This window comes from Gordonia liuliyuniae (assembly GCF_021739025.1).
GTDB classification, from domain to species: Bacteria; Actinomycetota; Actinomycetes; order Mycobacteriales; family Mycobacteriaceae; genus Gordonia; species Gordonia liuliyuniae.
Genome location: NZ_JAKKOT010000003.1, coordinates 229,786 through 255,384, shown reverse-complemented (window position 1 = coordinate 255,384; position 25,599 = coordinate 229,786). Strand labels below are relative to the sequence as shown.

The following is a 25,599-nucleotide window of genomic DNA, read 5'->3' as shown; positions in this document are numbered from 1 at the left end:
GCTACGAGTTGATCAGCGTCTCGATGGGGCCGCGGGCGAAGTAGACGATGAACAGGACGGCGACGACCCAGAGCAGCGGGTGGACCTTCTTGATGTCGCCGCGCGCGGTCTGCAGCACCACCCAGGCGATGAAGCCGACGCCGATACCGTTGGCGATCGAGTAGGTGAACGGCATGACGACGATCGTCAGGAACGCGGGCAGCGCGTAGTCGAAGCGGCCGAAGTCGATCTCGCGGACCTGCCCCATCATCAGCGCGCCGACGACGATGAGCGCCGGCGCGACGGCTTCCATCGGAACGATCGTGTACAGCGGGGTGAAGAACATCGCCGCCAGGAACAACACGCCGCTCACCACATTCGCGAGGCCGGTGCGGGCGCCTTCGGCGATACCCGACGACGATTCGACGAACACCGTGTTCGACGACGACGACGCGGCACCGCCGACGACGGCTCCGACACCTTCGACGGCCAGCGCCTTACCGATGCCCGGCAGGTTGCCGTCCTTGTCGGTGAGACCGGCTTCCTTGCCGAGACCGGTCATCGTGCCCATCGCGTCGAAGAAGTTCGACAGCACGAGAGTGAACAGGAACACGCACGCGATCAGGATGCTGACATGCTCGAACGCTCCGGTGAACGCGCCGAACAGGTCGACGTCGCCGACCAGCGACAGGTCGGGCAGACCGCCGACGCCGTCGGGCATACCGGGCACGTTCATCGCCCATCCGCCTCGGTCGCCGGAATCCAGGTCGAGGACGGCTTCGACGATGATCGACACGATTGTCATGATCACGATGCCCAGCAGCAGACCGCCGGGCACCTTCCGCACGACGAGCACGCCCATCACGAGGACACCGATGCAGAACAGCAGCGTCGGGACGGTCGCGATCGAGCCGTCGATGCCGAGTTGGACGGGCGGTCCGCTCTCGGCGCCGTGCGTGACGAAGCCCGCGTTGGCGAGGCCGACGAGCGCGATGAACGCACCGATGCCTGCGGCGATCGCCGCCTTCAACTCGTTGGGGACCGCGTTGAACACCGCGGTCCGCACCCCGGTGAGACCGAGGATCACGATGACGATGCCGTCGAGCACCACCAGTCCCATCGCGGCAGGCCAGCTCATCTGCGGGGCGATCGTCACCGCGAGGAGACTGTTGATGCCCAGGCCCGCGGCGAACGCGAACGGGAAGTTCGCGACGACGCCGAACAGCACCGACATGATGCCTGCGACGAGCGCCGTCACCGCGGTCACCTGGTTGGGGTCCAGCGCGTGACCGAAGGCGTCGACGTTGGTGTCGGTGGCCGCGTTGCCGCCGATGATGATCGGGTTCAACACGACGATGTACGCCATCGCGAAGAAGGTGACGAGGCCGCCGCGGACCTCGCGTGAGAACGTCGACCCTCGTTCGGAGATCTTGAAGTAGCGGTCCAACACGCCGGTCGTCTTCCCAGCGGGATCGGTCATCGGTTCACCCTTCGCACATGCACGCTCGATCCGATGCGCGGTCAGCGCACCACGGGAGAAAAGCTACCCTGAACCCATGACCGATGAGACACCGATCCCGGAGCTCCCCGCCCGACTCCGCGCTCCGGAACCGGTGATCGTCGTCGGAATGCTCGCCTGGCTCGTCGCGACGATCGTCGTGTGGGCAGCCGATCTGGGCGGCGAGCGAGCGTTGACGGTGTGCTGGGTCGGCCTGCTGGTCGGCGTGGCGGGGACCATCCTGGTGCTCGCCCAGAGGGCAGCGGTACGCCGTGGATCACGCGGCGCTCAAGAAGGGCTCGACTGAGTCTTCCCGGTGCGGCGTGCGGCACGCGCGGCTTGCCTGCGACGCGAGGACTGCACGTGCACGGCCACGCACAACGTGACCCAGATCGCCCCGAACAGCCATCCGAACAACACGTCGCTCAGCCAGTGCACGCCCAGGTAGACCCGGCTGAATCCGATGAGCGCCACCAGCACCGGGCCGACCAGCAGCCACCCGGCGCGTTCGCGGACGCGCGGATACAACCGGTGCACGATGATCACCGCCAGCCCGTAGACGACGAGGCTGAGCATCGAGTGACCGGACGGGAACGAATAGCCGCCGATCTCGATGAGCCGGTCGTCTACCGGTGGTCTGTCGCGGGCGAAGATCACTTTCAGCAACGCCATCACCGCCCACCCGGACAGCGATCCGGCGACGATCATCGCCGCGAAGTCGATGCGGCCGGCCATCCAGGCGAGGACGGCGACCCCGATCACGACGAGCGTCAAGGTGAGGGTGTCGCCCCACACGGTGATGAACTGCATGAACGAGGTCCACGGCTCGCCTCGGTGCGACAGGATCCAGTCGGTCACCGTGTCGTCGACGCCGAACGGTTTCATCGTCGTCGAGCCTCTACTTCGCGAGCGAGCGCCCGATGACGAGTCGCTGGATCTGGTTGGTGCCTTCGAAGATCTGCATGATCTTGGCTTCGCGCATGAACCGCTCCACCCGGAAGTCTCGCGTGTAGCCGTTGCCGCCGAGCACCTGCACGGCGTCGGTCGTGACCTTCATCGCGGCGTCGGTCGCGACGAGTTTCGCGGTCGCCGCGGCGCGCGAGTAGTCGCGGCCCGCGTCGCGTCGCCGGGCGGCGTCGAGATAGGTGGCACGCGCCGAGTCGACGGCCGCAGCCATGTCGGCCAGCAGGAACGAGAGCCCCTGGTGGTCGATGATCGCCTTGCCGAACGTCTCGCGTTCCTTCGCGTAGTCGACGGCGGCGTCAAGTGCCGCCTGCGCGAGTCCCGTCGCGCACGCCGCGATGCCGAGCCTGCCCGAGTCGAGTGCCGAGAACGCGATCTGCAAGCCCTGCCCCTGCGCGCCGAGAAGTCGGTCGGCTCCGACGAAGGCGTCGCTGTACGACGCGGCAGTCGTCGGCACCGCGTGCAACCCCATCTTCTCCTCCGGCCGGCCGAACTCGAGTCCGTCGGTGTCGCGCGGGACCAGCAGGCAGGAGATCCCTTTGGCGCCCTCGCCGGTCCGCACGAAGGCGTTGTAGACGTCGGCGATGCCGCCGTGGGTGATCCACGACTTGGTTCCGGTCACCGAGTATCCGCCGTCGACGGCCTTCGCGCGGCAGGCCACCGCGGCGGCGTCCGATCCGGCCTGCGGCTCGGACAGGCTGTACGCGCCGATCAGCCGACCGTTCAACAGGTCGGGCAGCCACCGCTGCTTCTGCTCGTCGGTGCCGTACGTGAACAGCGGGAAGCACGCGAGTCCGTGAACGCTGACGGCCACGGCGACCGACGCCCACCGGCTCGACAGTTCTTCCAGGACTTGCAGATACACCTCGTAGGGCTGACCGCCGCCGTCGTCCTCCTCCGGATACGGCAGGCCGAGCAGGCCCGCCTCGCCCAACGCCCCGAACACGCCCTCGGGGTAGGTCTCGGCCTTCTCGTGGGCGTCGACGATCGGCTCGAGCAGCCGATCGCCGACATCGCGCACCAGGTCGATGAGGTCATGGGCCTCGTCGGACGGCAGCAGACGGTCAACCGGCATGTCTCAACCTCTTCTGTGGGGCAAGTCGTCTCGCGTCAACCGTACCGAGTCCGGTCAGGGCCCGACGCTCACGTGCACGGTACCCGCGTCGTCCACCCAGTGCGGCACGTCGAAGCGGTACTCGACCCCACCGTCATCCTGCCCAGCCTCATCCTGCCCAGCCCTGTCCTGCCCACCCCTGCCCCCACCGTCGTCGACGACCACCGCGACGGTGAGCGGGCGGTGCGCGACGACGCGCCCGGTCAGTGCTCGGCCCGTGGCCGCGGCCCACGCGACGATCTCGGCGGAGTCGGCGTCGACGGTCAGCCCGTCACTGACGGGGCCGCCCCGACACACGTGAGACGCGAGGTCCGCGTCGAGGACATCCGCGAGGATCTCGGCGTCCGCGGCGTCGACGGTCGGCCCGGAGAGGACGGCCCGGTCCGCGGGCACACCGAGCGCCCACCACGAGCGGTCGACGACGATCGGGCTGTCGGTCACGGTGCCCGCGAGCGTCCGAGCCCGGTCGATCGGGTCCAGTGCGGCGACGTCGACGCGACCCGACCTGACGGCGGCGACGAGGGCGGCGTGCGCGCGGGCCGCGACCCCGGGTGTCACGGCGCGGTCGGGGTCGCCGAGTCGATCGAGCCAGAACTGCGCGTCGTCGGTGTCGTCCGGCCCGGACCAGTCTCCTACCCCGCCGACGAACAGCGGCGACGCGGCGGCCGGCACATCGTCGGCGGTGTCGAAGAGACCCGCGAAGCGGGTGTCGTCGACGGTCCGCAGGTTCCGCAGCGGTGTCGCGTCGATCTGGGCGTAGCGGCGCAGCCACCACCGTGTGTAGCCGGTCGCGAGCAACCCGGCGGTCGCCTCGTCGGCGAGCAGAGCCAGCGCGTCACGCCACCGGCCCGGGTCGACCAGATCGAGGTCGCGGACCGCGTCGACGGTCTCCGGCGGCACGTCGTGGGTGTCCCACCACTGTTCTTCGTCGGGCAGATCGTGGTCGGGCCCGGTCGCCAGATCGTCGTGGACGACGGCGAACCCCCAGCCGACACCCAACGCGCGCAACGCCTTCGGCCCGTAGCGGTCGACGACCGACTGGTCGAGGGTGCCGAACGGCGAGTCGGCGACGAGCACCGCGCGCAGTGGAGCGTCGGGCAGCAGGAGCTCGTCGGCCGGCCAGTCCTCGCCGTCGTCGGCGCGCAGTTCGAGCGCACCGAGACCGGATACGTCGTCGAGGTCGCCGAGGACGATCAAGTCCAGGACCGCTGCCGACAACTCATCGTGAGTGTCCGCGGTGTCGATCGCCGCGCGCAGCGCCGGGTCGGCGAGCGCGTCGGCGACCCCGCAGTGTTCCAGACCGAGCCGGTCGAGCAGTGGGTCGTATGCGTCGGGATGCACGAGCGGCAGCCAGTCCGGGGGCTGCACCCGGCCGGTCGCGTGGACGAGTTCGTCGAGGACGAACAAACCGCGCGCGCCTCGATGCGTCCGACCGTCTGCGCGCGGGATCGGCAGCGCGCCGAGTTCGGCCGCGTCGTCGCCGGTCTGCACCAGCACCGCGAGCTCGGCGTACAGACTCCGCCACCACGACGGCTCCCGCTGCACGGCGGACAGTTCGTCGGCGAGGTCGGCGAGACCGATCTGTCGGGCCCCTGACCGGACGAGGGCCGACGCACCCGCCGGGTGGGAGAGGTCGGGATGCGCGAGCGGGTCGAGGACATCGGCCAGAACCGAGCCGAGACCGTCGGACAGTCCGGGCAGCACCCACGCACGTTCAGGAGCGAGCGCGTCGCCGCCCGCCGTCGCCGCCCACCGCGCGACCCGCAGGTCGGCGATGACCTGCTCGTGCAGCCGTGCGGCGGTCCGTCCCGCGGGGAGGGTCGGCCGCGGGATCAGGTGGTGCCGCTGATCGATCGGCGCCAACGCGACGAGCTCGGTATAGCCTGCGGCGGCCGACGAGACGTCCGCGTCGGGGTGCACATCTCGACGGTCCGGCGTCAACGGGAGGTGGGTGATGACGCGTGCGGGCAGCGCGAGCCGGACGGCGGTCGCGGTGGGACTGCGCAGGACGTCGCCGTCGAGCGGAACGATGCGGCCGTCCGCGTCCAGTCGCGTCGGGACCATCCAGCTGGTCGATCCGGCGCGCGCGACCAGCCATCGCGCGAGGGCCTCGCCGTTCCGGACGATGTCGATCCAGTCACCGTCCGTCTGCCTCTGGAATGACTCGCCGCCGACATCGATCCGGCTCAGCGCGGGCAGTTCGAGCAGCAAATCCGGCACCTGTTCGGCGAACCCGGCGTAGAGGGCCGCCGCGGCGGCGCCCGCATCGACCGACACCTGGGTGGTGAAACCCGCCGGCGGCACCGCGTCGGACGGCCAGGCGAGGCGTTGCGCAGGCACCTCGTCTGAGCCGATCTCGGCGGCGCTGCGCTGCCGGTCGAACTCGATGGAACCGCTGGTCGACGCGACCGTCACTCGGTCGGCGAAAGCCGTCGACCGGAAGCCGACGCCGAAGTGGCCGACGGTCTGCCCGCCCAGTGACGGTTTCGGCGAGACGCGTAGCGCAGTGAGCGATTCCACTCCGTCGCGGGTCAGCGGAACCCCGGTGTTCGCGAAGCGCAGCACGGTGCCGTCGCGGGTGATCGACAGGTGCCCGTCGCCGTCGACGGCGGCGTCCGCGGCGTTGGCGGCCAGTTCGGTCAGGAGACGTCCGCGGTACCCGATGTCGGACAGTTCGCGTTCGGCCGCGGCGTCCTCGGCCATCCGCGTGTGCGACGACCGCCACGTCTGCAGGGTCGCCGCGCGCAGCTCGGCGGTTCCGAAAGGGTCAGGAGTCGGCCGGGCCATCGGATCCGACGGACTCGGCAGGTCGGGCGACCACTTCGATGGCGCCGTCGTCGAACGCGTCGTACGCGGGGCTTCCGCTGCCCGACGGCGCCTTCACGTCCGAGTGGGCGCCGCAGCCGTACTCGGCGGAGACCACGTGCCCGTCAGCGGAGAACTCGTTGGCGCACACCCCGAATCCGGAGTGCAGCGCTCCGGCGACCGGTAGGTAGAAGCCGCAGGTGCCGCACGCGTGACGCGCGTTCCGCGCCATCGGCGACGCCGGACCGAAGTCACCGTCGTACCAGCGCTGGGCGGCGTCGGCCCGGCCTTCGAGCGACAGGAGCCGTTCGCGTCCGAGCCCGATCTCCGCCGACACCTGGCCGACCTCGTCGGCGTCGAGCAGGCTCACGTCCTGCGTGTCGACCTGCCCGGGGACCAGACGCGGATCGTCGGCGGGGGCGGCGAGCAGATCACCGGGCCCCAGGTCGCCCGGCGCCACGCGCTGCACCCACGGGACCCAGTCGGGTGCCAGCAAAGCGTCACCGGCAGGCAGGAGCGCCACCTCGCTGACGGTGACCTCCGACGACTCCGGCGCACCGGCGACGACGACGCACCACTGCCAGCCTCGGTAGCCGGTGAGCTGCGCGTCGAAGTAGTGCGCGGCGGCGTAATCGCCTTCCGCGGTCACCCCGGTATGGGCGCCGGGCTGTTCGCCCTCGGCGACCAGGGCAGCGCGGGCGACGTCGACAGCGTCGACGAGTCGGGGCGAAGAGATAGCAACACTCACCTGTCCAGTGTGCAATAGTCGGCCCCCTCGACGCACGTCAGGCACGTCCCTGCGTCGCGTTGTCTCACCGATGAGGAACAATCGAGGGTGTGAACACCCGTGGATCTCGTGACGACCGCGGGCCAGGCGGTCGCCCGCGCCCTCCTCAGGAGACGCAGCGCAGCGGGGACGCGCAGGCCCGACGGCCCCGTCGCCCTGCCCCGCATCCGGGGCAGACCAACTACCCCGCCGACAGCCCTCGCCGACCGCGCCGCACCCCGACGCGCCGGTTCGACGCTCCCGGGTCGAACGGCGATCCCGCGTACGACGACTCGCGGCGCGACCCGCGACACGACCAGGCGCGCCCGGCGAGCGGGGCGTATCTGCCGCCGCGCACACACAATCCGCATCTGCCACCGCTGCCGCCGCAGAACGACGCGTACGACGCGCAGACCGAGGCGATCGACGCGAAGTCGGGCAAGCGCCGGAAGCGACTCGCCGGCGACGCCGAGTACGTGCCACCGGAGAAGGTGACCGTCGTCCGCGTGATGGCGCGCCGGTCCAAGTACTTCACCTCGTTGGGCGCCAAGATGGTGCACCGCGCCGCGACGGCCGACGGCGCCGACCGTTCAGGGTTGACCGCGCTCACCCTCCCGGTGATCGCGAACACCGCGGCCGACGCCGCGATGGCGATCGCCCTCGCCAACACGTTGTTCTTCGCGGCGGCGACCAGCGAGTCGAAGGTCAGCGTCGGACTGTACCTGGCGATCACGATCGCCCCGTTCGCGTTCATCGCACCGCTCATCGGCCCGATCCTGGACCGGTTACAGCACGGTCGGCGGATCGCGATGGCGACGACCTTCGGACTCCGTGTCGTGTTGGGACTGCTGATCATCGTCAACTCGTCGTGGAACTCGGACACGATGCAGGTCGAATACAAACCGTGGGTGCTCTATCCGTGCGCACTCGGTTTGCTGGTCCTGTCGAAATCGTTCGGCGTCCTCAAATCGGCGGTCGCGCCGCGCGTGCTGCCACCGTCCATCGACCTGGTGCGCGTCAACTCCCGTCTGACCGTGTTCGGCCTGGTGGCGGGCACCATGGTCGGCGGAGCGATCGCAGGCCTCTTGGAGATCCTCCTCGCGAAGACACTGCCGTTCCACGTTCCCGGCGCAATGATCTGGCTCTGTCTGGTGGCCGCAGCGGGCGCCTACTTCTGCATGAAGATTCCCTCGTGGGTCGAGGTCACCGAGGGCGAAGTCCCGACCACGCTCACCTACCGCGGCGATCCGACGGCCGAGGAGGCCGCGCCGTCGAAGGGAGGCAGCTTCTCCCGCGAGCTGGCCAGCAAGATGCGGCAGCCGCTCGGCCGCACCGTGATCGTCGGCCTCTGGGGCAACGGCACGATCCGCATCCTCACCGGATTCCTGACGCTGTACATCGCGTTCTACGCGAAGGCCCAGCCCGACACGTCCGGCTGGCAGCAGATGTTGATGCTCGGCGCCGTCGGCGCGGCCGCCGGTGTCGGAAACTTCGTCGGCAACGGACTCGGCACCCGGATCGAACTCAAGAATCCGACCCGGATCGTGATCTTGGCGACCGCCGCCACCTTCGTCGCATGCGTGCTCGCCGCGATCTTCGGCTCGCTGCTCCTAGTCGTTGTCGCGGGCTTCACCGGTTCGGCCACGAGCGCCATCGCGAAGGTGTGCATGGACTCGTCGATCCAGAACGATCTGCCCGACGAGTCGCGGGCATCGGCGTTCGGCCGCTCGGAGACCGTCCTGCAGTTGTGCTGGGTCCTCGGAGCCAGTCTCGGCGTGGTGCTGCCCACGGACATCTGGATCGGCTTCACCGTCGTCGCCGCCCTCGTCGGCATCGGCTTCGTCCAGACCCTGCTGACCAGCCGGGGCTCCACCCTGGTGCCCGGGGTCGGCGGTCGTCGACCTGACCACGCCGCGCCGACCGTCCCGTTCGCCGCGCAGGGTCCGCCGCCGCCGAGCGCCGCGCCGACCCGTCGCACCACTCGCTGACAGTCCCCAGCTCCCAATCCCGTCAGCCCCCCCCATAGCCGCCACCCCAATAGCCGCCAGCCCCACCGATCGACGAAGGATTCACTCGTGCTGCAACCCGGAGACAAGAAGGTGCTGGCGAAGCTCACTGCGGCAGTCGCCGTCGTGGTCGTCGCCATCGCCGCTCTCACCACCGTCCTGGTGGTGACCGACAACTCGGACCCGCTGCCGACGGTGTCGGTGCAGGCGGGCGACGAGCTGGTGCGAGCCGAGCCGGACTACTGGTGCGAGATCGACATGACCGACTGCCGACCGGCCGATCCCCGTCGCGTACAGCAGCTTCCGGTGAACGTGCAGCGCGCGCCCGCCCCGGTCGGCAGCACTGTTCTGGTCTCGGTGCCGCACGAGGTCGCCGACGGGCCGTGGATGGCGATCGCGCAGTACGCGACGCCGCGGGGCACGTACCGCGTCTTCGACGTCGAACCCTCCGAGAGCACGTTCACGAAGAAGTTCGTCAGCCGCCCGGACGCCGTCCTGTTGGGCATCCAGGTGTGGTCGGTGTCGACCGTCCTGCAGGACGCACCCGACGGGATGGACTCGCTCGACGGCTCCATCCTGATGCGCGGGACATACACGATCGACACCGTCCCCGATGGGTTCACGATCCCGAACAGCACCGAGTTGGCGGACCGCCGCAACTGACCGGCGGTCCCGCCCGTCCGGCGAACACAGAACGACCCCGTCCGAGGACGGGGTCGTTCTGGTCTGTCGTGTGCTGCCCGGTGTGACTCAGCGGTCCAACTCGCGGGTGACGCCGCGCACCACCTCGGAGATCCGTTGGGCCGTCTTGCGGTCCGGGTACCGGCCGTTGCGCAGGCCCGGTTGCACCGTGCCCTCGAGCAGGGTGATCAGATCGGCGACCACGCCGTGCAACTCGTCGGGGCTCATCCGCTTGACGTCCGGACGCTTCTCGCGACGAGCCTCACGGGTGTTCTTGACGACGCTCGGCGCGGGTTCGAGCACCGTGACGCGCAGCGCCTGCGGGCCGCGTCGTCCGGCTGCCATGTCGAACTCGACTCGCTGACCGGCCTTCAGTTCGGGGGCGTCGTCCCCGAGCGCCGACGCGCGGACGTACACGTCCTCGCCGTCGTCCTGCGACAGGAATCCGAAGCCCTTGTCGGCGTCGTACCACTTCACTCGGCCGCTTGGCACAGCACTCACCCTCAACTCGTTCATCTGCCTAAGAATCACGTATGCGCCTCCGGAGCCGCTGGCAGTGCGACGCGAGGCGCGTGGTGTCCGATTCTACCGCCTGGATTACCGTGGACTGCATGCAGACCCACAAGTCCTCTCGCCTGCTGATGGTGGCCGTGGTGCTGTTCGCCGTCGGCATGATCGCATCGTTGGCGCTTCTGCTGCCCGCTGTCCGCGACAGCAATCAAGCGGTCGTGGTGACCGTGTACCTGCTCGCACTGTGTGCCCCCCTCGGATTCGTCCTCGGCCTGGTCTTCGCTCTGCTGTCCGGCAGGCGCAGCCGGTGACCGGTACGACGCCGCTGGTCTCGGTGTCCGACCACGGGGCCCTCAAGCAGGCGTACAGCTGCTTCCCGACGGGAGTCGTCGCGGTCTGTCGTCGCACATCGGACGGCGACGACATCGGCATGTCGGCGAGCTCGTTCACCACAGTCTCTCTCGACCCGCCGTTGGTGTCGGTGTGCGTGCGCGACGGTTCGACGACGTGGCCTCGGCTGGTGACCGCCGACCGTCTGGGCGTGAGCGTCTTCGCCTCTCATCAGGGTGATGCGTGCCGCCGGCTGGCCGGGCCGCCCGAATCACGATTCGATGACGTCCACCGGTCGTCGACCGACTCCGGCGCCCTGTTCATCGCCGGCGCGGCAGCTCAACTCGAGTGTTCCGTGCTACAGGAGGTCCCGGCGGGCGACCATCTCGTCGTCCTGCTCCAGATCCATGCGTTGCGCAGCGACCCGAGCGTCGATCCGCTGGTGTTCCACGCCTCGACGTTCCGCGCCCTCGAGGCACGTCGGGCACAATCCTGAGCGATCGACGTGCTCCGCGTCTCAATCTGGACGTGATCCTTGTCACATAACGACCTTATAACGAACCGGACACGGACCGGGTACCAGTGGCGTGAACTGCACAGACGCGCCACCGCGTCCGAAACGCGCCTTTCGCGGCATGAAAATCACCGAGCGCAAGACGATGAAATCGAGGCCTACTCGGCCGTAGTGTTCAGGGCGGTCATCCACCAGGTGATCGACAACCGAACCGAACAGCCTCTTTCTGCCGCGCCAAGCCTCGCTCCGCTGAAAGAGACCGCATGACGAACATTCAGGAGCGAGGACGGGGGACCCACCATCTCCCCGTGAGACCCGGCGGACGAGCGATCGACCGCCTTGGGGTTAAGTCTCTGGCGTCGGCTACCAGCCGAACATCGAGACCGGGCACCTCTCGCCCGAACCCGACAGCTCACCTCGTAGGCGCGTGGAGAGAGGAAAAACACATGTCCGGACGTCACGCCAAGCAGACGACCAACACCAAGACTTTCGCCAAGATCGCTGCGACCTCCGTCGTCCTCGGCGGCATCGGCGGCGGCGCCGCACTTCTCGGCGGCGGCCAGGCCTCCGCCGCGACCGACTCCGAGTGGAACCAGGTCGCGCAGTGCGAGTCGGGCGGCAACTGGTCGATCAACACCGGTAACGGCTACCACGGTGGCCTCCAGTTCAGCCCGAGCACCTGGGCCGCACACGGCGGCACCCAGTACGCTCCGACCGCCGATCAGGCGACCCGTGACCAGCAGATCGCCGTCGGCGAGCGCGTCCTCGCCTCGCAGGGCAACGGCGCATGGCCGACCTGCGGCGGCGTCCTCTCGGGCCCGACGCAGCGCACCGCTCCCGCCACCCCGCAGAAGGCAGCCCCCGAGGCGCCGAACAAGCAGGACAAGACCGGCACCGAAGCCAAGACCAGCGATGACGTCAAGGGCCAGGTCGACGACGAGCTCGCCGACGCCAACGTCAGCCCCGAGGTCCGCAACGCTTGGAAGGCCGCCAAGGACAGCGGCTACGAGCTGACCCCGGACCAGGTCAAGCTGTTCAACCAGAACAAGCACCTGCTCCCGTTCTGATCTGAACCAGATCTTTCCGATGACGGCCTCCGCTCACCGAGCGGGGGCCTTCGTCGTCGCGCCCACGGTGTGCTCCGCGAGAAACCGAGGGTGCTCCGAGAGAAACCGAGGGCGCTCCCGCGAGAAACCGAGGGTCTGCGGGCCTTCCCGGCGTCGACATGGCAGAATGAGCGGCGTGGCTAAGAAGAATGGATACGTGGACAACGGCTGGCCGAAAGAGACCGGCGACGACCACGCAGTGACGGAGTTCCTCGCGCACCTGCCCGGTGCTCTCTCACCGTTCGGCGACTCGGAGTTCCCGCTGCCCGCCGACGACCTGCCCTACGTGCACGCGAAGACTGTCGTCAACCGCTGATCTTCTTCTAGCAAAGAACTGACCGCGAAGACCCCCGCTCATCGAGCGGGGGTCTTCGCGCGCCGTCACCGGTCGCCATTCCCGCCGCCCTCCAGTCCACCGCCGGTTCTCTACTCCACGGGGCGAGCGAGTCGGGGCCGGCCCGACCCAGGTCGGTAACATGGATCGAATGAGTCCGGACCTCCCGCTGCGCAGTTGCGCCGACGAGTTGGCGAGCCGAACGGACGCTCGACTCGTCGAGCTCCTGGTCCGACGACCCGACCTCGCATCCCCACCGCCACGCGGGACCGGCGTCCTCGCCCAGCGGTCCCTGGCGGCCGCATCCATCGCGTTGGCCGGTGAAGACCTCGACCTGCTCGCCGTCGCCGTCGTCGAAGCATTCGTCGACGCCGCAGGCGGCTCACACCACCACGGACTGCTCGGACCGGTGAGCCGCGAGGACATCGTGTCGAAGCTGGGCCGCCGCGCGCTGCGCTCCGACGTGGACACCCGACTGTCGCTCCTGTCCGACCTCGCACTGATCTGGCCTAGCGGCTCGTCGACCGGGAAGAGAACGACCAGCTGGCTGGCCGGCATCCACCTGCCGTCGGCCCTGCCATGGCGGGCGCCGCACCTGCTCGCACCGATCGCGACGAGAGAGCCCGACGAGATCTCGGCTCAACTCGACGGCCTCGACGAGCGGCAGCGCGAACTCCTCACGACGCTGTCCAGGGGCCCGGCGCTCGGCCGGTCTCGGGACGCCGCGCCGGATGCCGACCCGTCCGCCCCGGTCCCCCGCCTCCTCGCGGCTGGCCTCCTCGCCCGGGTGGACGAACAGACCGTCGAACTGCCGCCGCAGGTCGGACAGATCCTGCGCGGCGAACCGCCGTTGACGACGAGTCTGAAGGCGCCCGGCCTCGACGGGACATCGTCGCGGTTCGACGCGGCCGCCGTCGACGCGGCGGGCGCAGGCGAAGCACTCGAGGTGCTCCGGCACGTGGGCGACCTGCTCGACGCACTCGCCGAAGCGCCCGCGGCGGTACTCCGCGCAGGCGGCATGGGGGTACGCGAGCTGCGTCGCCTGGCGAAGACCACCGGTCTCTCGGCCACCCGCGTCGGGCTCCTCGTCGAATTGTCCGATGCTGCGCGACTGATCGACGCGGGCGTACCCGACTCCGTCGACGTCCTGTCCGCCGACGAGGTGTTCGCCCCGACGACGTCGAGCGATACCTGGCTGCACATGGAGCCGGGACGCCGGTGGGCGCATCTGGCGCAGTGCTGGCTCGACCTGCTCCGCCGGCCGTGGCAGATCGGCGACACCGACCGCGACGGCGCGATCATCGCCGCGCTCGCCCCGCATGCGTTCGACGGGTCCGCCACCCTCGTCCGACGCACGATCCTGGCACCGCTCGCCGAGATCGATCCGGCAGTGCCGGTCAGCGTCGAGTCCCTCACCGCCCTCCTCGGGTGGCGCCATCCGAGACAACTCCGTCGTCTGACCACCCGCGTGGTCGGCGAGACCCTGCGGGAGGCGACCGAGCTCGGCATCGTCGCACACGGCAGCCTGACCACGGTGGGGCGGGCGCTGCTCGCCGCCGACCCGGACGACGACGACCGCGCTGATCTCGTGCGGACGATGTCGGCGGCGCTGCCCGAACCGATCGATTACTTCCTGGTCCAAGCCGACTTCACCGTGACGGTGCCCGGCCCCCTCACCCCCGAACTCGCCGCCCGCCTCGCCCTGGTCGCGGATCTCGAGTCGGGCGGTGCGGCGTCGGTGTACCGCGTCACCGAGGACGGAATCCGCCGCGCCCTCGACACCGGCCGCACGGCAGCCGAACTCGCCGCCCTGTTCACCGAGCACTCCAGGACGCCGGTCCCCCAGTCGTTGAGCTATCTGATCGACGATGTCGCCCGTAAGCACGGACAGCTGCGGGTGGGCGTCGCCTCGTCGTTCGTCCGATGCGACGATGCTGCGACGCTGACCGCTGTGCTGCGCAGCGACGCGGCGGCCGACCTGTCGCTGCGTGCGCTGGCGCCGACGGTCGCCGTGTCCGGGGCGCCGCTGCGCGATGTGATCGACCGGTTGCGCGCGGCGGGCTTCGCGCCCGCGGGCGAGGACTCGTCGGGCACCCTCATCGATCTGCGCAGCCGCGGCGTCCGGGTTCCTGGACGCACACGCAGGCCGCCGCGCCCGGCCGGGCGCGGCCGGATCGGCGACGGCCAAGCCGCCACGGTCGTGAACCGGATGCGGACCGCCGACCGTGCGGAGCGCCCCGTCTCGAGTGCTGTGTCGAGCGACTCCGGCGAAACGACGTCGGCGCTCATCCATCTGGCATTGCAGACCGGCCGTCTGCTCCGCATCGGGTACGTCGACGCTCACGGCGGCGCGAGCCGCCACGTCGTGAAGGCCCGTTCGCTCGCCGCCGGGCAGCTCGTCGCCGCCGAAGAACCCTCCGACGACGACCTCCGATTCGCCCTGCACCGCATCACTCGCGTCGAACTCCTGTAGCCGCGCGGACTCCTCGCACCGCCCGATGTGGCCGGACCGCCCGCCCACCTGGACAATGGACGGGTGACCGACGGACCGCTGATCGTGCAATCGGACAAGACCCTCCTGCTGGAGGTCGACCATCCAGCCGCCGCGCAGGCGCGCGCGGCGATCGCCCCGTTCGCCGAACTCGAACGCGCCCCCGAACACATCCACACCTATCGGGTCACCCCGCTGGCGTTGTGGAACGCGCGGGCCGCGGGCCACGACGCCGAACAGGTCGTCGACGCCCTCGTCACCCATTCCCGGTTCCCCGTGCCGCAACCGCTGCTCGTCGACATCGTCGAGACGATGGGCCGGTTCGGGCGGCTGCAACTGGTCAAGCATCCCGCGCACGGGCTCACCCTGGTCTCGTTCGACCGCGCGGTCCTCGAGGAGATCCTCCGGAACAAGAAGGTCGCCCCGATGTTGGGGACCCGCATCGACGACGACACGGTGGTCGTCCACCCGTCCGAGCGCGGTCGGCTCAAGCAGGTCCTGCTCAAGGTTGGCTGGCCTGCCGAAGACCTCGCAGGCTATGTCGACGGCGAGGCCCACCAGATCGATCTCGTGCAGGACGGCTGGGAGCTGCGCGACTATCAGCAGATGGCCACCGACTCGTTCTGGGCGGGCGGCTCGGGCGTCGTCGTTCTGCCGTGCGGCGCCGGTAAGACGATGGTCGGTGCGGCCGCGATGGCGAAGGCAGGCGCGACGACGTTGATCCTCGTGACGAACACGGTCGCGGGACGCCAGTGGAAACGCGAGCTGGTGGCGCGCACGTCGCTGACCGAGGACGAGATCGGCGAGTACTCGGGCGAACGCAAGGAGATCCGTCCGGTCACGATCGCCACTTACCAGGTGATCACCCGCAAGTCGAAGGGCGAGTACAAGAACCTCGACCTGTTCGACTCTCGCGACTGGGGACTCATCGTCTACGACGAGGTCCATCTGCTGCCCGCACCGGTGTTCCGGATGACGGCCGATCTGCAGTCGCGTCGCCGCCTCGGCCTGACCGCGACGCTGGTCCGCGAGGACGGCCGGGAGGGCGACGTGTTCAGCCTGATCGGACCGAAGCGGTACGACGCGCCGTGGAAGGACATCGAGGCGCAGGGCTGGATCGCTCCCGCCGACTGCGTCGAGGTCCGGGTGACGATGACCGACGAGGAGCGCCTGCAGTACGCGGTCGCCGAGGCCGACGAGAAGTACAAGCTGTGCTCGACGGTCCATTCGAAGGTCAACGTCGTCAAGAACATCCTCGGCAAGCACGAGGGTTCGCAGACGCTCGTCATCGGCGCCTACATCGACCAGCTCGAGGAGCTCGGCGCCGAGCTCGACTGCCCGGTGATCCAGGGGTCCACGCGCAACGCCGAACGCGAGAAGCTGTTCGACGCGTTCCGCCGCGGCGAATTGTCGACGCTGGTGGTCTCCAAGGTCGCCAACTTCTCCATCGACCTCCCGGAGGCGTCGGTGGCCGTCCAGGTCTCGGGCACGTTCGGCTCCCGCCAGGAGGAGGCCCAGCGGCTCGGCCGGCTCCTGCGACCGAAGGCCGACGGCGGTCAGGCGCACTTCTATTCGGTCGTCTCCCGAGACTCCCTCGACGCCGACTACGCCGCCCACCGGCAGCGGTTCCTCGCCGAACAGGGGTACGCGTACCGGATCATGGACGCCGCCGACCTGGTGTAGGCGTCACACGTAGCCGAGTCGTCGTCGGCTGCACCGCTGTGGCAGCGTAGACGCATGCCCTTGGTCAACCGGATGCGTCCGTTCACGTCGACGATCTTCGCGGAGGTATCCGCCCTCGCGGTGGCGCACGACGCAGTGAACCTCGGGCAGGGGTTTCCCGACTCGGACGGCCCTGCCTCGATGCTCGAGGCCGCGCAGCGCGCGATCGCCGAGGGCCAGAATCAGTATCCGCCGGGGCCTGGTATCCAGGCCCTGCGCGACGCTGTCGCCGCACAGCAACTCGACGATTACGGGCTCGCCTACGATCCCGACACCCAGGTGTTGGTCACGGTCGGTGCGACGGAAGCCATCGCCGGCGCGATCCTGGGTCTGGTGGAGCCCGGCCGCGAGGTCGTGATGATCGAACCGTTCTATGACGCGTATGCGGCGTCGGTCGCATTGGCGGGCGGTGTGCGGCGCACGGTGCCGCTCGTCGCGGAGGGCGACGGGTTCACGCTCGACCGCGAGGCGTTGGCCGCGGCGTTCGGCCCGAACACGGCGGCGATCGTGGTGAATACGCCGCACAATCCGACCGGGACCATCCTGTCCGACGACGATCTGATCGAGATCGCCCGGCTCTGCGTCGAGCACGACGTGGTCGCGATCGCCGACGAAGTGTACGAACATCTGGTGTTCGACGGCGCCGTCCACCGGCCGCTTGCGACGTTCCCCGGCATGGCTGAGCGGACGCTGCGGATCTCGGGAGCAGCGAAGACTTTCCACGTCACCGGGTGGAAGGTCGGCTGGATCAGCGGGCCCGCCGAACTCGTCCGAGCTGCGCGCGCGGCGAAGCAGTATTTGACGTACGTCGGCAGCGGCCCGTTCCAACCTGCCGTCGCGCACGCACTGCGCAACGAGATGGACTGGGTCCGTGCGGACGCGGAGGGGTTGGGTCGTAAGCGGATTCGACTCTCGAAAGCACTCGCCGACGCCGGCTTCGGCGTGCACCGCTCGCAAGGCACCTACTTCGTGTGCGCCGATCCCCGACCGCTCGGCATCACCGACGGCGCCGCCTTCTGTCGGGAGTTGCCCGCCCGTCTCGGCGTCGCTGCCGTCCCGGTCAGCGCCTTCGTCGACGACCAGCAGCCTTGGCGCCACCTCCTCCGCTTCGCCTTCGCCAAAGACGACGACGTGATCGACGAGGCCGCACACCGGCTGTCACGCCTGACCTGACCAGCCCCCACCAACGTGATAGGCCGACCAAACCTACACCGCACAGGCCCGACACCCTCACCACGACGACACCCGGCCTGAGCGGTGTAGGTTTACACCCTCAGAACACGCCCGCCGGCCGAAGCTGGACGCTAATCCGCGGACCGACACCAGATACTTTGGGGACCGCGTGCTCCCACGTGCGCTGGCAGCTACCTCCCATCACCACGAGGTCCCCGGACCCGAGCACGAACTTGCGCGAGGCTCCTCCGCCGCGCGGCCGGAGCAGCAGGGGCCGCGGCGCACCGAGGGACACGATCGCGACAAGTGTGTCCTGCGTGCGGCCGCGGCCGATCCGGTCGCCGTGCCACGCCACGCTGTCGGAACCGTCCCGGTAGAGACATAGGCCCGCCGTCTCGAAGCCGCCGGGCAGGACGGGCCGGTAGTGCTCACTGAGCGCGTCGCGCGCCACGTCGAGTATCGGATGCGGCAACCGGTCGCGGCGCAGGTACATGGCCAGCAGTCGCGGGACGGTGACCGTCGCGTCGTACATGCGCCGCTCCTCGGCCCGCCAGGGAACGTCCGCGTGCAGCGCATCGAACACGTCGATGGACCCTCGCAGCCAGCCGGGGCGGACGTCCACCCAGGCGCCGTCAGTCAACTCGGTGCGGCGGACGCCCGTACCGAGCGACCCCACCGCCGGACCGTGATCAGTCACGTCGAAGAGGCTCGCCTGCAGTCCCGCCGTCATAGCCCAGAATCGTACACCTGTTCGAAACCAGGCACTACACGTCGAATGTCGCGTCGGTCAACCGTTCCGATTCAGACCAGAGCAGGTCTCGGAGGTCCTGCCGGTCCGCGGCGCGGCGCACGTGCGCCTTCCCCGGATAACCCCGCATGCCGCCCGGCCCGTTCGGGCCGTAGAAGTCGCCGTTGCGCACGTCGGGCATCGTCGCCGCGTACAACGTCGGGAGCGCGCCCCGGGCGGCTGACTGACCCAGCCGGAGCGTGTCCGCGAGCTTCGACACGTTGCTGAACCGTGTCTGCGAATTGCCGGTGATACCGGTCGACGCGTACCCGGGATGTGCGATCACCGATCGTTTCGTCGATCCCGCGGCGTCCAGCCGCCGCGCCAACTCGCGGCCGAACGTGAGATTCGCAAGCTTCGAGTCACCGTAGGCCACCCAGCGGTTGTAGGCGCGCTGCTCCCAGTTCAGATCGTCGAACCGTTCGCGAGACCCGTACTGCATGAGCGAGGAGAGGACGACGACCCGGTCGGTCACCTTCGGTAACAGCAAGGACGTCAGCACGAAGTGGCCGAGATGGTTGGTGCCCATCTGCATCTCGAAACCGTCGACGGTGCGCTGGAACGGAACCGCCATCAGGCCGGCGTTGTCGATCAGCACGTCCGCCTCGTCGACGCTGTCGGCGAACGCGCGCACGGATGCGAGGTCAGCGAGGTCGAGTTGCGCAACGGTGGCCGCCGGGCCGATCTGGTCGGCCACGGCTCGCGCCGTCACCTGGTTACGGCACGCCAGGGTCACCCTGGCACCGGCTGCGGCCAACGCTTTCGCCGTCGCCGCGCCCAGTCCGCTGTTGGCGCCCGTCACGATATGACGGCGGCCGTTCTGTGGGGGAATGTCGTTCGCATTCCACTTCCGAGTCACTCGGTCACCCTTCTGTGATTCGACGGACGTTCGCCGGGAAATGCGAACTTCACGAGGTCGGCTAGCACGCTACCGAGGGACGGCGGTTCCGGTCTGCTCAGGAGTCCGATCGGTGCGTGTATCTCCGTCACATTCGTTCGCCCGCGCAGCACCTGTCGGTCCACTCGCTTCCATCGCTGCCCTTCGTGCTCGGCGGCTGCGTCGATCGCGACGCGACTCGCGTACACCGGCGAATAGCCGAGCTTGGCGAGGTCGGACAGGCGCGCGGACTCGTTCACGGCGTCGCCGATCACCGTGTACTCGTAGCGGGTGCGCGCACCGATGTTGCCTGCGAACACGCTCCCGAACGTGACGCCCATCCCCCACTCCAGCGGAAGCTTCTCGCTCAGCTCCGTCCCGAGTTCACGGGCGGCCGCCAACGCAGCCGCCGCGGGATCGTCGACGGCGGCGGGCGCGCCGAACACGATGAGCGCGGCATCACCCTCGAACTTGTTGATGAACCCGCCGTGTCGGTCGACGACGTCGACGACGATCGAGAAGAAGGCGTTCAAGACGACGGCGGTCTCGCGGGGATCGCGGTCGGCCGCGAACGCCGTCGAACCGGTGATGTCGACGAAGATCACGGCCACCTCGGTGTTGCCGCCGACGAATTCGCCGTCCTGCTCCAAGGCGAGCTGCGCGACGCCGTCGCCGACGTGCCGCGAGAAGATGTCCCGCATGCGTTCGCGTTCGACGAGCCCGTCGAGCATCGCGTTGAGCCCGGCCTGCAGAACGCCGAGCTCCGACGCGTCGTAGGCGGCGACGCGTCGGGTCAGGTCGCCGCTCCGAGTGGCCTCGACGACTTCGCGCATGTCGTTGAGCGGGTCAGTGATGGCCCGGTTCACCAGGCCGACGACGCGGGCCCCCGACGTCAGCGCAATCACCGCCAATAGCATTGTCGCCCAGTCGATGTCGCCCGCGACCTGCGGAACCCACCCGAGGCCGCGTCCGACGTTCATCAGGATCAGACCGACCATCGGCACGGCCGACGACACGATCCACACCACGACCATCCGTTCACGGACGCCGTGCATCACGCCGTCGACGGAGCCTCCGCGCAGCGCGAGGGCCGCGAGCGGGCGGGCCGCACTCTCCGCGAACAGATAGGTGAGGCACGACGAGGTGACGGCGGCCAGACCGAACGCGCCCGCAACCGACAGCAGGAACACGATCCGTGTGTCCGAGATCAAGGCGTAGACGCCGAGTGCCACCGCCCAGCCGGAGAGATCCGCACAGACGAGCCGCCGCGGGATCGCGCGGATGTCACCGCGTCGCCGTTCGTCGGCGGGCTCGGACGGGCCGACGTCGACGAACCAGCGGAACTGCGGCGTCAGGAAGACGAACGACGCCAAGACACTCGTCAGCGTGCCGAGCAGCAACGCGATGAGCACAGCGCCCATGAGCAGCGGATAGTCGGAGTCGATGTGGAGGTTGAGCTGTCCGCCGTTGAATGCGAGGAGGACGGCGACGAAGGTCTCGACGCCGATCAGAATCTTGGCGCCCGCGACGATGACCCCGCCGATGAACATCCCGCGCCTGGCCAGACCGCGGCGGGTCGGCGCGTCGAGGATCTCGGTGTCGAGCAGCGGGAGACCGCCCTCCCGGAAGCCGATGCCGGCGGCAGCGCCCAGCCGGGCCTCGATCCAGTCGGCGATGCGATGAGCGACAGCTCGATTCCGCCTCGCCATACGCGTCACCTCCCAGTTCTCGAATCTCACTGAGACTACCGGGAACCGGGAGGTGAATTGCAGCGGCAATCGCCAATCACCGTGGCGTTGCCGAAGGCGTCAGGCGTCGGCCTTGAGCGCCTCGACCTCGAGGGTGATGGTGATCTTGTCGCCGACGACCGTGCCGCCGGTTTCCAGCGGCATCTCGATGTCGATGCCGAAGTCCTTGCGGTTGAGGACGGTCTTGGCGTCGAAGCCTGCGACCGCGCCCTGGCCCATCCCCGGGTTCACACCGTTGAACTCCATCTGCAGCGTCACCGGCTTGGTGATTCCGCGAAGGGTGAAGTCGCCGTGTACGAGGTAGTCGTCACCGTCGGCCTCGACCGAGGTCGAGACGAATGTCGCAGCCGGGTAGTTCTGGGCGTCGAAGAAGTCGGCCGATCGAACATGCTGGTCACGCTGGTCGTTTCCGGTATTGATCGAGGTGACGTCGATTTCGGCGTTCACCGCGGGCGAGCCGTCCTCGGCGATCTCGACGGTTCCGGAGAAGCCACCGAATGCGCCGCGGACCTTCGAGACCATCAGGTGTCGGACGGTGAAACCGACCTGCGAGTGGACCGGGTCGATGGTCCAGGTGCCTGCGGTCAGTTCTGCGGGAGTGATGCTCATGGGAGTCCTACCTTCTCTCGGCGACTTCTCGTCGCCATCGTGGGGCGCGGTCTGCGACCGTCGTTCTCGATCGCCTACACACCACACTAACCGGACCTTGGTCCGTTTACTTCCCGGTGTGAGCGGGATAACATCGAATCATGCTGACTCGCACTGACGTCGAGACCCGCCTCGACGCATTCGACGTACGACGGATTCCGCTCGCCGAAGGCGCTCGAGCCGCGGCCGTAATGCTGGTGGTGGCTCCGCGCGACGGTCGACGCGGCGTATGGCTCACCCGCAGGCCCGCTCGGATGAATCGTCACGCCGCCCAGTTCGCCTTGCCCGGCGGACGGCTCGACCCCGGCGAGACGCACCACGAGGCCGGCCTGCGTGAACTCCACGAAGAGATGGGCATCGTGCTCGGATCAGAGACGATCCTCGGCGATCTAGACGATTTCGCGACGCGCTCCGGCTATGTCATGACGCCGACTGTCGCATGGATGGACCACGAGATGGACCCCGATCCGAATCCCGACGAAGTGGAGCACGCCTACCTCATCGACCTCGACGAGTTGGCCGATGCCCAACCACAGTTCGAGATGATTCCGGAGTCGGACCGGCCAGTGATGTCGCTGCCGCTGATCGGCCGTCGGATCCACGCACCGACCGCCGCGGTGCTATTTCAATTCGCGCGCGTCGCTCTTCGGGACGAGCCGGTGCGCGTCGCCGACTACGAACAGCCCGTGTTCGCCTGGCAGTGAGTGCCGGGTGTGACGTCAGCTTCCCCGCTCAGCGCCACCGTCACCTCCAGAGGCGATGACGACACAGAGCGGGGAATCTGACGTCACCGGTGTCTAATCTTCTGAGCGGTGCCGGGCACGTCGAGTCTGGTACTGCGGCTCGACCCGGTCACGGGCGACGCTTTCTGGCGTCTGGAAGCCGACGGTCTCGTCGTCGGGGTGCTCGCCGGTCCCGGCGTCCACCCAGCGGTGGCCGCCCCCGGGCTTGGCCTCGAGGTATCGCGCTTCGATCGCCTGCGCCTCGGGCGCATCGTGGGTGACGGTGCGCGTCTCGCTGCCTTCTTCGAGGACCTGCTGCACTTCGCGTTCGACCACCTTGCGGACGATGACCGGCTTCTCGACGACCACCTCGATGATCTTCTCGATCGGCTTCTCGATGATCTTCTCGACTTCGCGGTAGACCGGTCGCTCGACGACCTTCTCCACCACGTGCTCGACCGGCTTCTCGACGATGCGTTCGACGACGACGTTGATCTGCTTCTCGACCACCTTCTCGACGAGAACCGGCGTCTGGACGTTCTTCTCGAATTCGCGGTGGACCGGCTTGTCGACGACCTTTTCGACGATCTCGGGTCGCTCGACGATCTTCTCGACGACGTGCTCGACCGGCTTGTCGACGACCTTCTCGACGATGTTCGGCGTCTCGACGATGCGCTCGACGACATGGTCGACGGACTTCTCCACGACCTTCTCGACGACGTTGGGTCGTTCGACGATCTTCTCGACGATCCGTTCGACGGGCTTCTCGATGACCTGCTCGGTGATCTCGGGGACTTCGACGACCTTGTCGACGATGTGGTCGACGGGCTTCTCCACGATCTGTTCGATGACGTTGGGGACCTCGACGACCTTCTCGACAACGTGGTCGACAGGCTTCTCCACGATCTGCTCGATCACGTTGGGGACCTCGACGATCCGCTCGACCACGTGGTCGACATCCTTCTCGATGACCTTCTCGATCACGTTCGGCTTCTCGACGACCCGCTCCACGACGTGGTCGACGGATTCCTCGACGACCTTCTCGATCACGTTGGGGACCTCGACGATCCGCTCGACGACGTGGTCGACGGATTCCTCGACGACCTTCTCGATCACGTTCGGGGTCTCGACGACCCGCTCCACTTCGCGGTCGACAGACGTCTCGACGACCTTCTCGATCACGTTGGGGATCTCGACGATCCGCTCGACGACACGGTCGACGGACTTCTCGACGACTTCTTCGATGATGTTGGGTTCTTCGACGATCCGTTCGAGGACGTGGTCGACCGGCTTCTCGACGACCTTTTCGACGACGTTCGGGGTCTCGACGACGCGCTCGACGACCTTGTCGACGGGCTGTTCGACGACCTTCTCGATCACGTTGGGCTTCTCGACGATGCGCTCGATGACGTGATCGACGGACTTCTCGACCGGCTTGTCCACGAGTCGCTCGACGACGACGTCGCGCGGTACCTCGACGACTTTGATGACGGGCTTCTCGACGACCACCTCGATGATCTTCTCGACCGGCTTCTCGACGGTCTTGTAGATCACCTCTTCGACGGGAACCTCGATCTCCTTCTCGACCGTCGTGTAGACGTTCTTCTCGACGGGGACCTCGATGACGTGCTCGACGATCTTCTCGACCGGCTTCTCGACGGTCACTTCGATGATCTTCTCGACCGGCTTCTCGATGACCTTCTCGACGATGGATTCGACGGGAACTTCGACGATCTTGTCGACGAGGGTGACGATCGGCTTCTCCACCATGCGTTCAATGGTGACCGGCTTGTCGACGACCTTGTCGGTGATGTCGACGATGAGCTTCTCGATGACCCGCTCGACTTCGGTCGGCCGTTCGATGACTTCATCTACGACGGTGACGATGAGACGTTCGACGAGGCGCTGGATCTCGACGGGCTTGTCCGCGATCTGGTCGAGGACGGTGACGATCGGCTTTTCGACCAACCGCTCGATCTCGATCTCGGTCTCTTGGATGTCGTCGACCACGGTCACGATGGGTCGCTCGACGAGGCGCGGGAGTTCGACAGGCTTGTCGACGATGTCGTCGACCACGGTCACGACAGGCTTCTCGACCTTGCGCGACAGTTCGACCGGGGTCTCGACGATCTCGTCGACCACGGTCACGATCGGCTTCTCGACCTTGCGCGACAGTTCGACCGGGGTCTCGACGATCTCGTCGACCACGGTCACGATGGACTTCTCGACACGGCGCGGGAGTTCGACAGGCTTGTCGATGATCTCGTCCGTGATCGTGATCGTCGGCTGTTCGACGACGCGCGGGACCGCGACCGGCACGTCGACGGCTTTGTCGACGACGGTGACGATCGGATGCTCGACGACGCGTTCGACGTCGACGGGCCGTTCGACCACCTCGTCGACGATGCTGACGACCGGCTTCTCCACGAGACGCTGGATGTTGACCGGCTTGTCGGTCAGGTCGTCTTCAACGGTGACGACGGGGCGTTCGACGATTCGTTTGATGTCAACGGGCTTGTCGGTCACGTCGTCGACGACGGTGACGACGGGCTTCTCGACGAGACGCGACACGGTGGCCGGTCGATCGACGACGACGTCGACGGTGTCGACTACGAGTCGTTCCACGATGCGTTCGAGCGTGATCGGCTTGTCGATGACCGTCTCGACGGCCTCTTCGACGAGCCGTTCGACGGTGTATCCACGCTCGACGACATTGTCGACGACCTCCAGCGGAGGGTTCATCGTGTCTTTGTCGTCGCCTTCAGCCATTACCACTCCTCGAACCGGGTTCCACCTCTGCGGACAACGCTTCCACAAGTACGAGT

General features: G+C 68.1%; 22 protein-coding genes and 1 riboswitch. Of the genes, 11 read left to right on the top strand and 11 right to left on the bottom strand.

Annotated elements, in window-relative coordinates:
• Position 1 precedes the first annotated feature (1 nt).
• Entirely contained in the window at positions 2 to 1,459 is a 1,458-nt protein-coding gene (locus L5G28_RS06025; protein ID WP_237000739.1) for an NCS2 family permease, read from the bottom strand.
• Positions 1,460 to 1,535: 76 nt separating this feature from the next.
• On the opposite strand from L5G28_RS06025, the gene L5G28_RS06020 reads away from it, so the two are divergent.
• Positions 1,536 to 1,784 carry a DUF2530 domain-containing protein gene (locus tag L5G28_RS06020; protein ID WP_236996113.1) on the top strand — a complete coding sequence of 83 codons (249 nt, stop codon included), beginning with the start codon at positions 1,536 to 1,538 and terminating at the stop codon, positions 1,782 to 1,784.
• On the opposite strand, the gene L5G28_RS06015 is transcribed toward L5G28_RS06020, so the two are convergent.
• Genes L5G28_RS06015 through L5G28_RS06000 form a run of 4 tightly spaced genes read right to left on the bottom strand, consistent with a single transcriptional unit; the run spans position 1,766 to position 7,107 of the window.
• Positions 1,766 to 2,362 carry a phosphatase PAP2 family protein gene (locus L5G28_RS06015; RefSeq protein WP_237000738.1) on the bottom strand — a complete coding sequence of 199 codons (597 nt, stop codon included), beginning with the start codon at positions 2,360 to 2,362 and terminating at the stop codon, positions 1,766 to 1,768. The two genes, L5G28_RS06020 and L5G28_RS06015, sit on opposite strands and share 19 nt — an antisense overlap.
• Before the next feature lie 13 nt (positions 2,363 to 2,375).
• On the bottom strand, positions 2,376 to 3,515 hold the full coding sequence (locus L5G28_RS06010) for an acyl-CoA dehydrogenase family protein (protein WP_237000737.1): 1,140 nt from the start codon (positions 3,513 to 3,515) through the stop codon (positions 2,376 to 2,378).
• Positions 3,516 to 3,569: 54 nt separating this feature from the next.
• Entirely contained in the window at positions 3,570 to 6,341 is a 2,772-nt protein-coding gene (locus L5G28_RS06005) for a sacsin N-terminal ATP-binding-like domain-containing protein (RefSeq protein ID WP_237000736.1), read from the bottom strand.
• Positions 6,322 to 7,107: a DUF3027 domain-containing protein gene (locus L5G28_RS06000; protein ID WP_236996109.1), complete on the bottom strand. Its 786-nt coding sequence runs from the start codon at positions 7,105 to 7,107 to the stop codon at positions 6,322 to 6,324. The genes L5G28_RS06005 and L5G28_RS06000 overlap by 20 nt, the downstream gene beginning before the upstream one ends.
• An 89-nt stretch (positions 7,108 to 7,196) precedes the next feature.
• Here L5G28_RS06000 and L5G28_RS05995 point away from each other — a divergent pair, with 89 nt between their 5' ends.
• Positions 7,197 to 9,113: an MFS transporter gene (locus L5G28_RS05995; protein ID WP_237000735.1), complete on the top strand. Its 1,917-nt coding sequence runs from the start codon at positions 7,197 to 7,199 to the stop codon at positions 9,111 to 9,113.
• Positions 9,114 to 9,200: 87 nt separating this feature from the next.
• Positions 9,201 to 9,794 (top strand): DUF2771 family protein, encoded by a 594-nt coding sequence (locus L5G28_RS05990; protein WP_237000734.1) that lies wholly within the window; start codon positions 9,201 to 9,203, stop codon positions 9,792 to 9,794.
• An 87-nt stretch (positions 9,795 to 9,881) separates the two neighbouring features.
• On the opposite strand, the gene L5G28_RS05985 is transcribed toward L5G28_RS05990, so the two are convergent.
• Entirely contained in the window at positions 9,882 to 10,304 is a 423-nt protein-coding gene (locus tag L5G28_RS05985; RefSeq protein ID WP_236996623.1) for a cold-shock protein, read from the bottom strand.
• 119 nt (positions 10,305 to 10,423) lie between these two features.
• Between L5G28_RS05985 and L5G28_RS05980 the strand changes: the two genes are divergently transcribed.
• The 7 genes from L5G28_RS05980 (at position 10,424) to L5G28_RS05950 (ending at position 17,992) form a co-directional block, all read left to right on the top strand.
• Positions 10,424 to 10,633: a hypothetical protein gene (locus tag L5G28_RS05980; protein ID WP_236996105.1), complete on the top strand. Its 210-nt coding sequence runs from the start codon at positions 10,424 to 10,426 to the stop codon at positions 10,631 to 10,633.
• On the top strand, positions 10,630 to 11,148 hold the full coding sequence (locus L5G28_RS05975) for a flavin reductase family protein (protein ID WP_237000733.1): 519 nt from the start codon (positions 10,630 to 10,632) through the stop codon (positions 11,146 to 11,148). The genes L5G28_RS05980 and L5G28_RS05975 overlap by 4 nt, the downstream gene beginning before the upstream one ends.
• A 272-nt stretch (positions 11,149 to 11,420) precedes the next feature.
• Positions 11,421 to 11,608: riboswitch (cyclic di-AMP (ydaO/yuaA leader) on the top strand.
• Positions 11,609 to 11,612: 4 nt separating this feature from the next.
• Positions 11,613 to 12,233 (top strand): transglycosylase family protein, encoded by a 621-nt coding sequence (locus L5G28_RS05970; protein ID WP_236996103.1) that lies wholly within the window; start codon positions 11,613 to 11,615, stop codon positions 12,231 to 12,233.
• A gap of 166 nt (positions 12,234 to 12,399) precedes the next feature.
• On the top strand, positions 12,400 to 12,588 hold the full coding sequence (locus L5G28_RS05965) for a hypothetical protein (RefSeq protein ID WP_237000732.1): 189 nt from the start codon (positions 12,400 to 12,402) through the stop codon (positions 12,586 to 12,588).
• Between the two features lie 169 nt (positions 12,589 to 12,757).
• Positions 12,758 to 15,079: a helicase-associated domain-containing protein gene (locus L5G28_RS05960; RefSeq protein WP_237000731.1), complete on the top strand. Its 2,322-nt coding sequence runs from the start codon at positions 12,758 to 12,760 to the stop codon at positions 15,077 to 15,079.
• A gap of 63 nt (positions 15,080 to 15,142) precedes the next feature.
• Positions 15,143 to 16,780 carry a DNA repair helicase XPB gene (locus tag L5G28_RS05955; protein WP_237000730.1) on the top strand — a complete coding sequence of 546 codons (1,638 nt, stop codon included), beginning with the start codon at positions 15,143 to 15,145 and terminating at the stop codon, positions 16,778 to 16,780.
• Between the two features lie 54 nt (positions 16,781 to 16,834).
• Positions 16,835 to 17,992 carry a pyridoxal phosphate-dependent aminotransferase gene (locus L5G28_RS05950; RefSeq protein ID WP_237000729.1) on the top strand — a complete coding sequence of 386 codons (1,158 nt, stop codon included), beginning with the start codon at positions 16,835 to 16,837 and terminating at the stop codon, positions 17,990 to 17,992.
• Between the two features lie 100 nt (positions 17,993 to 18,092).
• Here L5G28_RS05950 and L5G28_RS05945 read toward each other — a convergent pair whose 3' ends face one another.
• The 4 genes from L5G28_RS05945 to L5G28_RS05930 all read right to left on the bottom strand — a co-directional run bounded on the left by L5G28_RS05945 (position 18,093) and on the right by L5G28_RS05930 (position 22,013).
• A complete protein-coding gene (locus tag L5G28_RS05945; protein WP_237000728.1) occupies positions 18,093 to 18,722 on the bottom strand; it encodes an alpha-ketoglutarate-dependent dioxygenase AlkB in 630 nt (209 codons plus the stop codon).
• 34 nt (positions 18,723 to 18,756) lie between these two features.
• Positions 18,757 to 19,638 carry an oxidoreductase gene (locus tag L5G28_RS05940; protein ID WP_308191949.1) on the bottom strand — a complete coding sequence of 294 codons (882 nt, stop codon included), beginning with the start codon at positions 19,636 to 19,638 and terminating at the stop codon, positions 18,757 to 18,759.
• Complete coding sequence (locus tag L5G28_RS05935; RefSeq protein WP_237000726.1) at positions 19,635 to 21,365, bottom strand: adenylate/guanylate cyclase domain-containing protein; 1,731 nt, start codon at positions 21,363 to 21,365, stop codon at positions 19,635 to 19,637. The genes L5G28_RS05940 and L5G28_RS05935 overlap by 4 nt, the downstream gene beginning before the upstream one ends.
• 99 nt (positions 21,366 to 21,464) lie before the next feature.
• A complete protein-coding gene (locus L5G28_RS05930) occupies positions 21,465 to 22,013 on the bottom strand; it encodes a YceI family protein (protein WP_237000725.1) in 549 nt (182 codons plus the stop codon).
• 140 nt (positions 22,014 to 22,153) lie between these two features.
• On the opposite strand from L5G28_RS05930, the gene L5G28_RS05925 reads away from it, so the two are divergent.
• On the top strand, positions 22,154 to 22,756 hold the full coding sequence (locus L5G28_RS05925) for an NUDIX hydrolase (protein ID WP_237000724.1): 603 nt from the start codon (positions 22,154 to 22,156) through the stop codon (positions 22,754 to 22,756).
• A gap of 93 nt (positions 22,757 to 22,849) precedes the next feature.
• Here L5G28_RS05925 and L5G28_RS05920 read toward each other — a convergent pair whose 3' ends face one another.
• The gene (locus L5G28_RS05920) at positions 22,850 to 25,543 is read right to left on the bottom strand and encodes a ring-infected erythrocyte surface antigen domain-containing protein (protein ID WP_237000723.1); all 2,694 of its coding nucleotides are present in this window, start codon (positions 25,541 to 25,543) and stop codon (positions 22,850 to 22,852) included.
• Positions 25,544 to 25,599: the final 56 nt, after the last annotated feature.

What these genes read in the sequence shown, in the direction of transcription:
- L5G28_RS06025 (WP_237000739.1), bottom strand. Translation starts at nt 1,459, where the DNA reads ATGACCGATCCCGCTGGGAAGACGACCGGCGTGTTGGACCGCTACTTC.
- L5G28_RS06020 (WP_236996113.1), top strand. Translation starts at nt 1,536, where the DNA reads ATGACCGATGAGACACCGATCCCGGAGCTCCCCGCCCGACTCCGCGCT.
- L5G28_RS06015 (WP_237000738.1), bottom strand. Translation starts at nt 2,362, where the DNA reads ATGAAACCGTTCGGCGTCGACGACACGGTGACCGACTGGATCCTGTCG.
- L5G28_RS06010 (WP_237000737.1), bottom strand. Translation starts at nt 3,515, where the DNA reads ATGCCGGTTGACCGTCTGCTGCCGTCCGACGAGGCCCATGACCTCATC.
- L5G28_RS06005 (WP_237000736.1), bottom strand. Translation starts at nt 6,341, where the DNA reads ATGGCCCGGCCGACTCCTGACCCTTTCGGAACCGCCGAGCTGCGCGCG.
- L5G28_RS05980 (WP_236996105.1), top strand. Translation starts at nt 10,424, where the DNA reads ATGCAGACCCACAAGTCCTCTCGCCTGCTGATGGTGGCCGTGGTGCTG.
- L5G28_RS05970 (WP_236996103.1), top strand. Translation starts at nt 11,613, where the DNA reads ATGTCCGGACGTCACGCCAAGCAGACGACCAACACCAAGACTTTCGCC.
- L5G28_RS05965 (WP_237000732.1), top strand. Translation starts at nt 12,400, where the DNA reads ATGAGCGGCGTGGCTAAGAAGAATGGATACGTGGACAACGGCTGGCCG.
- L5G28_RS05960 (WP_237000731.1), top strand. Translation starts at nt 12,758, where the DNA reads ATGAGTCCGGACCTCCCGCTGCGCAGTTGCGCCGACGAGTTGGCGAGC.
- L5G28_RS05950 (WP_237000729.1), top strand. Translation starts at nt 16,835, where the DNA reads ATGCCCTTGGTCAACCGGATGCGTCCGTTCACGTCGACGATCTTCGCG.
- L5G28_RS05945 (WP_237000728.1), bottom strand. Translation starts at nt 18,722, where the DNA reads ATGACGGCGGGACTGCAGGCGAGCCTCTTCGACGTGACTGATCACGGT.
- L5G28_RS05935 (WP_237000726.1), bottom strand. Translation starts at nt 21,365, where the DNA reads ATGGCGAGGCGGAATCGAGCTGTCGCTCATCGCATCGCCGACTGGATC.
- L5G28_RS05930 (WP_237000725.1), bottom strand. Translation starts at nt 22,013, where the DNA reads ATGAGCATCACTCCCGCAGAACTGACCGCAGGCACCTGGACCATCGAC.
- L5G28_RS05925 (WP_237000724.1), top strand. Translation starts at nt 22,154, where the DNA reads ATGCTGACTCGCACTGACGTCGAGACCCGCCTCGACGCATTCGACGTA.
- L5G28_RS05920 (WP_237000723.1), bottom strand. Translation starts at nt 25,543, where the DNA reads ATGGCTGAAGGCGACGACAAAGACACGATGAACCCTCCGCTGGAGGTC.